At 61.8% G+C, this 6,475-nt stretch carries 6 protein-coding genes; 5 read left to right on the top strand and 1 reads right to left on the bottom strand.

Annotated elements, in window-relative coordinates; genetic code table 11:
- The first annotated feature begins 179 nt into the window (after nucleotides 1-179).
- Nucleotides 180-806 carry a hypothetical protein gene (locus AC1DFR_RS20260; protein WP_476874312.1) on the top strand — a complete coding sequence of 209 codons (627 nt, stop codon included), beginning with the start codon at nucleotides 180-182 and terminating at the stop codon, nucleotides 804-806.
- 201 nt (nucleotides 807-1,007) lie between these two features.
- On the opposite strand, the gene AC1DFR_RS20255 is transcribed toward AC1DFR_RS20260, so the two are convergent.
- On the bottom strand, nucleotides 1,008-2,801 hold the full coding sequence (locus AC1DFR_RS20255; protein WP_476872174.1) for an alpha-amylase family glycosyl hydrolase: 1,794 nt from the start codon (nucleotides 2,799-2,801) through the stop codon (nucleotides 1,008-1,010).
- Between the two features lie 1,589 nt (nucleotides 2,802-4,390).
- Here AC1DFR_RS20255 and AC1DFR_RS20250 point away from each other — a divergent pair.
- The 4 genes from AC1DFR_RS20250 to AC1DFR_RS20235 all read left to right on the top strand — a co-directional run bounded on the left by AC1DFR_RS20250 (nucleotide 4,391) and on the right by AC1DFR_RS20235 (nucleotide 6,458).
- Nucleotides 4,391-4,636, top strand: a complete 246-nt coding sequence (locus AC1DFR_RS20250; RefSeq protein WP_476872173.1) for a hypothetical protein — start codon at nucleotides 4,391-4,393, stop codon at nucleotides 4,634-4,636.
- A complete protein-coding gene (locus tag AC1DFR_RS20245; protein WP_476872172.1) occupies nucleotides 4,633-5,343 on the top strand; it encodes a hypothetical protein in 711 nt (236 codons plus the stop codon). Before AC1DFR_RS20250 ends, AC1DFR_RS20245 begins: the two co-directional genes overlap by 4 nt.
- On the top strand, nucleotides 5,336-5,497 hold the full coding sequence (locus tag AC1DFR_RS20240; protein ID WP_476872171.1) for a hypothetical protein: 162 nt from the start codon (nucleotides 5,336-5,338) through the stop codon (nucleotides 5,495-5,497). Before AC1DFR_RS20245 ends, AC1DFR_RS20240 begins: the two co-directional genes overlap by 8 nt.
- A gap of 223 nt (nucleotides 5,498-5,720) precedes the next feature.
- The gene (locus tag AC1DFR_RS20235; protein ID WP_476872170.1) at nucleotides 5,721-6,458 is read left to right on the top strand and encodes an AfsR/SARP family transcriptional regulator; all 738 of its coding nucleotides are present in this window, start codon (nucleotides 5,721-5,723) and stop codon (nucleotides 6,456-6,458) included.
- The last annotated feature ends 17 nt before the right edge of the window (nucleotides 6,459-6,475 follow it).

The following is a 6,475-nucleotide window of genomic DNA, read 5'->3' as shown; positions in this document are numbered from 1 at the left end:
CCTGGATCGAGCGCAGCTACCACCGAAAACGCCGTCAACGTGCCCTAGGACGGCTGACACCCATCGAGTTTGAGACAATAAAAAACGCGGCCTCAGCCGCGTAAGAAAATATCAACCACAGCTGTCAACTAAACCTTCAGCAGTCCCGAGCGGGCCTGGTGGGGATCATTATCGTCTCCGTGACAGCAATAGTTGCCGCCGACGGCATTGATCGCAAGGACATGACACGGCTCGTTTACGCCGGCACGATCCCGGTACTGAGCACCTGGGTAGGGACCGTATTGGCGTTCTACTTCACCCGGGAAAACATGAGCGCCGCGGCAGAGAGCACGGCGCGGCTGCTCGGTGGCCTGACCAGCACACCCGTCATGGACGTGATGATTCCGGCAGCGCGGATGACCGCCCATGATCTTCCGGCAGGGGGTGATGTGAAAGACGTGCAGCTCGGGGAACTCTATAGCGTAATGGCGGCGGCAGGCGTCGCTCGCGTGCCGATTCTCAACGATTCAAAAGCCGTCCTGTACGTCGTTCACAAGACCACCATCGACTCATTCGCCCGCAACCTTAAACCGCCGAAGGATCCGATGACGCTCACAGAAACAATGCTGGAACTGCTCAACAGCCCGCAGCACAAGAAAATGCTGGAAGCGATTGGATTCGTCCCGCCCACCGCCGTCATCGCGGATGCTCGCCGGGAAATGAGTTCCATCGCGGGTTGTCACGACGTGTTCGTGACGACCAACGGCAAGGAATCGAATCCAGTGATCGGATGGCTAACCAACACCGACCTTGCAGCAGCGAACTAGGACTCATGCTCTCGCAAGGACGGCTTTCACTCACGCCTCTGCATCGAGGGACTGGTCGAGTTTTGTTGACTCTCGGGGATGATGTTTTTCACGCGGTTTGAAGGCCGGTTTGTATTGTCTCAACTCTATCGGCGTGAGCCTGGCGGATCGAGTCGTTTAATGGCGCTGTCGGGCTGATTAAGCTCTTCAAGGTTCGCCGGCTCACGGTGCCAGGATGACAAAGCCGGAAGGCGGAACCTCTATATGGATGGCCAGGCCGTTCCGGGCTTCGGCCGCCGTTGGAATGCCCACCTTGGCCGCATCGGTGGAATAGACATACCGGTACTTGTCCCCGGCAGCGTGCAGTCCGGCATCGATTGTCACCCAGGCCGACCGGCTCCGGTCAGTGTCGGTGTTGATCGCGCAGACGACTTCCCGGTTGGACATGATCCGGCCCCAGGCCACGATCGAGGTCATCCTGCCGGCGCCGATGCGCCGGGGGTACCAGAAGGAGCTTCCGTCCTCGGAGATCGGGCGCAGGAACTGGCGGCCGCGGCGCAGCGCGATGTCCTGGCGTCGGATGGCAAGTATCTGGCTGAGGGCTTTGTAGGTGGGGGTTTCCGGGTTGAAGCAATGCCGGCCCTTGCTGCGGAAAGGGCCGAAGCTTCCGCCGAACATCGTTTCGCGTATATAGCGGTCGTTGTCCCCGGAACCGTCGAAGCACTGTTCGCTGCCGTAGTAGACGCAGGGGATGCCTAGCGTTGTAGCGTTCAGCGCCAGGGCGGCGAGTTCGAGGGCGAGGCCCTCGGGGTCGGCGGCGAAGCGCCGCTTCCCGTTCCATCGCTGTGCATGGTCGTGGTCGCCGTAGGAGGTGACCACGTGCGCGCGGAACCATGCGTGGCTTTCTTTCTCGACCTGAATCGAGTTGCTGAAAAGGGAGAAGTATTGGTCAGGGTCGATCCAGCCCTTCACGGAAAACTCGAGCCTGTCCTGCAGATGGTCCAGGCCGAGAGCGGCATCCAGCCCTGTGGTGTCGACCAGATTGATCGCCTGTGCCCTGTCGAAGGGAATCTCTCCGACGAGGAAGAATGAGTCCTTTCCGATGCTTTGGGCGAACTCGTGGATCACCGAGCTGAAGTAGCGTGTGGCGCCGGGGTCCATGTGTTTGACGGTGTCGATCCGGAAGCCGTCCAGATCTGCGTAGACGAGCCAGTACTGGTATGCCTCGGCGAGGGCTTCGAGTGCTGCCGAATGCTGGTATTGGTCGATGGGGCCGGAACCGTGGTGGATGTCTTTGTACCCGTAGAAGTCTCCGTTGGTGTACTGGTCCGCATCATGGTCCCAGTCGCCTATAGGTCCCTTGCAGGTGAAAATACCGTCCGCCTGCAGTTCGCTCGGCCAGACGGCGGCGTCGAGATCGTTGACCTTGTTGGGGAAAGGCAGGTTCGGGTTACCGTCCTTGTCCCTCCATCCTGCAACCTTGATCGGGCTGCCCGTCCAGCGCGGGTTCGCAGCGTCGTAGTCGAACACGTCTCCGGCATGGTTCAGCACCACGTCTAGGATGACGTAGATTCCCGCATTGTGCGCATCCGCCACCAGGGCTTTCAGGTCGGCGTCAGTGCCGAAGTGCGGATCGACCTCTAGAAAGTTCTGTGCCCCATAGCCGTGGTAGTCATTCACGCCGGGCCGCTGGCGGAGGACAGGGCTCACCCACAGTGCGGTCACGCCGAGGCGCTGCAGGTAGCCGATCTTTGACCGCGCGCCCTGAAGCGTGCCGCCCTGCCAGACCGCACCCGCTGCACGCCAGCCGGCGGCGTCGGCCTCGGTTCCAATGGCATTGCCGTTATCGCCCGCGGAGTACATCGGACTTCCTCCCGGCAGTTCCTCGTTGCCGTCCGAGAAGCGGTCTATGAGGAAAAAATAGAAGACTTGGTCGGACCAGTCGCGCGGCGACGGATGATAGCCATTGTGTTTGAGAAGTGCGGCCCAGGGAAGGTCGCTGAGATTCCGCGGCATTGTCTGCCTGCTTTCGACTGATGTGCGTGTGGTTGCCCCCATCGGGAGCCGGTGTTCTGAGAGTGTTCCAGGATGGGTCGCTCGGCGGCCGCCAGTTGGATCCCTGCGGTATGGCATTCATCTATCTAGGCGTTATCACGCAATCAAGCGGACTAGGCTCCAAAATCCGCCGTACGAAGCGTTAGGACTAACGGCCAACCTCCACCAGCGGGGGAGATCGGTTATCGCGCATTCCCTTGGAACCAATCCGGCCGGACGCCTGATCCATGGAGCAAACTACTATCCCTGCCGTTACAGCAGTGTTATTGCTCTCGGGTAATTCTTAAAGCTGGTGTAAGCACCATGTAGGGGCCAGAACGGCGGTCCGGACAACGGTCGACCCGCACGCAGTAACGACCGAATGCCACTCTGAGAGCATGGCGACGGAGTCGGAGTGGATTGCTCGCGGAGGTCCTCTGGGGGCTGAGGGTTGCCGCGACACCGGTTGACCTCCTGCGAGTACTGCATGAAAAGGGTCCCGCCGGCTCAGCCACCGTTCACACGCAGTCGGACGCTTACCACCGCACGCGCCCGGTGCTTCAATGCCCACCGGCAAATCCACCCCCGGCTCTGCCGCCGCCGGAGCCGCTTGAGGGACCGGTGTCACATACAACAACACTCCGGAAACGTGGGTGGAAAGGGTTTCAGACACCCGACTTGGGTAAGGTGCCCTCGCACAGGCCATGGAGGGCGCAGCACATTCAGATTTCACTGACCTCAGGTGCTGAGCGGCCCACAAACCGAGATAGTGCTGGTACGAGATGCACTCCTACAGCCCCCGTCCAATCGCCTTTGTCTGGGCGGTGATTTTATCCTTACGTCTCTCCGCGTGTGTGACGATGAACGACGACCGCGGCGGCTCGGCCTCCAGCACGCCCGGCACTTCCGCAGACGCGGGCGCGGACAAATCGGCCGGGACGGGCGCCCCTGATGGGACGGTCCCTGGCGGAGCCGGCGGCGCCTCGAATGGACCAGGTGATGCCCAGGCGACGGCCCCAATCAGCCGCAATCCCCGACTGCAGGGGAACAGCCCTTTCCGCCGCCCCCGGCGAAGCCTCCCGTACTGCCGCCCGGTCCGCCGGCCCCCGGCCAGCCCCCCGCGCCGGAGGCCGCCGTACTCAACTGGCTGCCGATTGGCCCGGTGGCCCGGGTGATCCGGTCTGGTACGTGCGGTTAAGGGACAGGGACTGCGGAAATCTCCAGGGATTCGACGAACCCCTGGATACGATGGAGAAAGTGGCGAAGTCGCTGTGCTTGGGGTTGGAGGGTGACCAGGCCGCTTGGGACAAGGGCGCGTCGGCTCTGGAGAGGATGGCAAGTCCAAACCTGGGGAATTCTGATTGCTGGTCCGTAGTCGCCTACAAACTGTTGCGGGACGTTGCGGCCTTCCGAAGGCAAGGCCGGATGCGCCGTTCAAGCTCGTCGCCGTCTCAGGCACCGCCTGCCAGCCAGACCTTCAATTCCTTGAGGACGACGCGGGGGACTCGCCGCCCATTTCCGTCTGTGCCGGTGATGCGATCGTCCTGGTCGGGACTCTCGGCGGTCTCCCCGTGGGAACCCTCCGTACGGTCAACGTAGGCACCACCACGGCACAGGTGCGGCATTGCAGGAGCCCGCAGGACAACAACTACCCGTTCGATGAGTTCTACTTCCAGGCACCAGCTCCCGTGCCGGGTGCGCCCACCACGGTGGACGTTACTATCGCCGACGCCGATTGGTCCGTGAAGGGATCTGCGTCCTTCGAGTATGCGGCGGACCAGAGCACGTGCCCACCGTCGCCTGGCAGCACCCAATGACGGAGGACAACGGGAGCGAGCGATCCACATGGTCCCGGGCGCTTGGGGTTATTTCGGCGATCGGCCCGCCAATCACGGTGGCGACGGCGCTGTTGTTCTACTTCGGTTGGGCAAGAGCGGACGCGCAGGCGGCCCAGATGGGCCTGAACGTGAGCCTGTTTGGCTACTCTGTGCAGGACTACATCCTGATCAGCATCAACGCGCTCTTTTTGCCGCTCGTCTGCCTTCTGGTCGCCAGCGTAGTCTGGGTGGCCCTGGACCGTTTGCTGCGCCGCCGGATCGAGGAGGACCGCGGCCGGGCGATCATCGTACGAACCGCCGGCATTGCCGCTCTGTTCAGTGGTCTCCTGGTCTGCATCAGTCTTCTGCTGGCTATCCTCGAGCCTGCGCAGACGGCGCTCTTCACGCCGTACCTGATGGCCCTGGGCGTGCTCGTGGCCACGTGGTGCGTTCGCCTCCGCCGTCTGGGCCGGGACGGCAAACTGCCAGCGCTCACCACTGAGCAGCGGGCAGTGGAAACCACCCTGGTCCTGAGCATCGTGACGCTGCTGCTCTTCTGGGGCACGGCGGACTATGCCCAGGCACTGGGCCTGTCGGCTGGCAATGAACTTCGAGCAAGGAGTCCAGTACATGCCCCGGGCGGAGGTTTATTCACACAAGCCGCTGGGTATCGGGTCGGACGCCGTCAAGGAGGTGAAAGTGGGTAGCGGGGACACAGCGCTCTACCGGTATGACGGTCTGCGCCTGCTGGTGCTCAGTGGCGGACGTTTCTTCTTCCTGCATGACGGCTGGACAGCGAGGGACGGAACGGTGATAGTGCTCCCGGACGACAATTCGGTCCGAATCGAGTTCAAGAGATAGCTCTGGTCCGGGCATAGGCGCTGCCGTAGGGCCGCACTGGCGGTCACTAGGGTCTAATGGCGGTCACTGTTGTGCACGATATGCCAGGGTGCCCCGCTCAAGCTATTTCCCTTCACAAAACCGCCAGATGATGCAGGCCATTGACATCACACTCCGAACTGCGGAAAGTCGTTGATACATAGGTTTCCAGCTCTTCAGACCCACGCTGGACTTGGGGGTACCCATGGGCAATGACGGCTATGGTTTTCAGTTGAGCCTGCTTCAATCGTGGCAACTTCGCCGGGACACCGACGTCGTGCCCGTTGCAGGGCGTCAACAACGGCTGATTGCTGCGCTGGCGATCAACGGTCCACGTCCCAGAAGTTACCTTGTCGGTCTGTTATGGCCTGAGTGTCGCGAGTCCAGGGCCCTGGAAAGCCTGCGGGTGAGCATGCACCTGGTCTCGCGGCAGGTCCCAGGCCTGTTGGTCAACCGGGGAGCCGTGCTGTCCCTCAGCGAATTGGTGGATGTCGACTTGCACAGGGTCCGGGCTCAGATCCGGGAGCTGAGCCGAGCTGGGCTCAATGGAAATGTGGCCTCCTGTCTGCGCCAGTTACGGGACGCCGAATTGCTCCCGGGCTGGTATGAGGACTGGGTGCTCTTTGAACAGAGCAGGTTACGGCAGGACCGGCTCCACGCGTTCCACATCATTGCTCGCGAGTCGCTGGCGCGCTGTGACTATGAGTCTGCCTTGGAAGCCTCGGAGGCAGCACTGGAACTCGAACCGCTTTGTGAAAGTGCGGTTGGACTTCTCATTCAGGCTGAACTGCAGCAGGGCAACATTACTGCCGCGCTTCGGGCCTTCGAAAAGTATCAAGCGACACTGAAGCAGGAGATGGGCCTTGTCCCTTCGGAGGCCATTCGGCGCCTCGTTGCGGACATTTCGTCGCAGCCAAGCCGCAATCGAATGAGAGATATCTAGACGTCGCTGGGAGGGAT

The sequence above is a fragment of the Arthrobacter sp. 05T410 genome (genome assembly GCF_056396505.1).
This window is presented reverse-complemented; position numbering and strand designations above follow the sequence as displayed.